This window comes from Kitasatospora sp. NPDC047058 (genome assembly GCF_040643935.1).
Classification (GTDB): domain Bacteria; phylum Actinomycetota; class Actinomycetes; order Streptomycetales; family Streptomycetaceae; genus Kitasatospora.
The window spans coordinates 1-1,127 of the sequence record NZ_JBEYVJ010000933.1; the positions used below are offsets into that span (position 1 = coordinate 1).

The 1,127-nt window shown below is 74.9% G+C and carries 2 protein-coding genes; one reads left to right on the plus strand and one right to left on the minus strand.

Annotated features, from left to right (window positions below; genetic code table 11):
- A partial coding sequence (locus tag ABZ885_RS41740) for a DUF4232 domain-containing protein (RefSeq protein WP_360200508.1) occupies nucleotides 1–503 on the plus strand: 503 nt, incomplete at its 5' end.
- A 55-nt stretch (nucleotides 504–558) separates the two neighbouring features.
- On the opposite strand, the gene ABZ885_RS41745 is transcribed toward ABZ885_RS41740, so the two are convergent.
- Entirely contained in the window at nucleotides 559–819 is a 261-nt protein-coding gene (locus ABZ885_RS41745) for a GlsB/YeaQ/YmgE family stress response membrane protein (RefSeq protein WP_360200510.1), read from the minus strand.
- Nucleotides 820–1,127 lie beyond the last annotated feature (308 nt).

Here is a 1,127-nt window from a genome sequence, read left to right on the forward strand (position 1 = left end):
CCAGCGGGCCGGCTTCCGGCGGGTCGGGGAAGAGCAGCGCGCCGTCCGCCGCCGCACCGGCCGGCTCCGCCCCGGCCGGGAAGACCGCCAAGTGCCGGACCGCGGACCTGACCATCACCGCCGCGGACCGCACCATCACCGGCGACCCGGAAAACACCGTCGTGGTCGAGCTGAAGAACCACAGCGGCAAGGACTGCGCGCTCTCCGGCTACGCGGGCGTCGACCTGAAGACCTCCGCGGGCACGCTGTCCGCCAAGCGCTCCGGCGAGCCGGTCGTCGCGGGCGTCGTGCCGAACGGCAAGTCGACCTACTTCGGCATCAGTTACCCGGCCAACACCTCGGGCGGGTCCGGCGTCCGGATCACCGGCCTGGTGGTGACCCCGCCGGACGAGACCCAGTCGGTCACCCTGCCCTGGCCGGGCACCGGCTCGCTGCCCGTCACCGACGCCGGCGGGTCCCCGGTGAAGATCGGCCCGATGGGAAGCGCCGGCCAGGGCGAGTGACCGCGGGCACTGGCGCCCGTGACCGCCTGAGGGCTCTCCGGCGGCGGGCAGCGGCTCAGCGGCGCCGTCGTGCGTAGGCGGGCGACACCAGCACGATCAGCACCGCCGCCACGCCGACCTGCAGCAGGTGCCGGATCCAGTCGATCCCGCCGGTGTGCCGCACACCGACGTAGGAGGCCGCGGCGTTGCCGAGGACCGCACCGGCCGCGCCGACGAGGATGGTCAGCCAGAGCGGCACGGGCTGACGGCCGGGCAGCAGGAGCTTCGCCAGCAGGCCTACCACCAGACCCGCGGCCAGGGCCCAGAGAATCGTCATGGTCTTCCCCTCTCGTTCGCTCTCGGCCTTCCGGAACGCCCCTCGTGTGCCCCGGTGTTGGACGTTCATGCCCGGCTCCGAAACCTGGCCCCGGAACCGAGGCCGGGCCCGGGTCGGCGACGCGGTCCGCCGGTTCGGCCGCCCGGACCGGGCTGACACGAGAGGCGTTGCGACACGTCGAGGGTGCAAAGCCGGGCCCGTCAGGGTGACGTCGGAGTGCCGAAGGCCGGGCCCGTGGCGGCGGTGGAGCCGTCGGGGGCGTCGGGCCCGGCTGCGGGGGTGAGTCCCGGCGACCCGGCGTGCGCGGC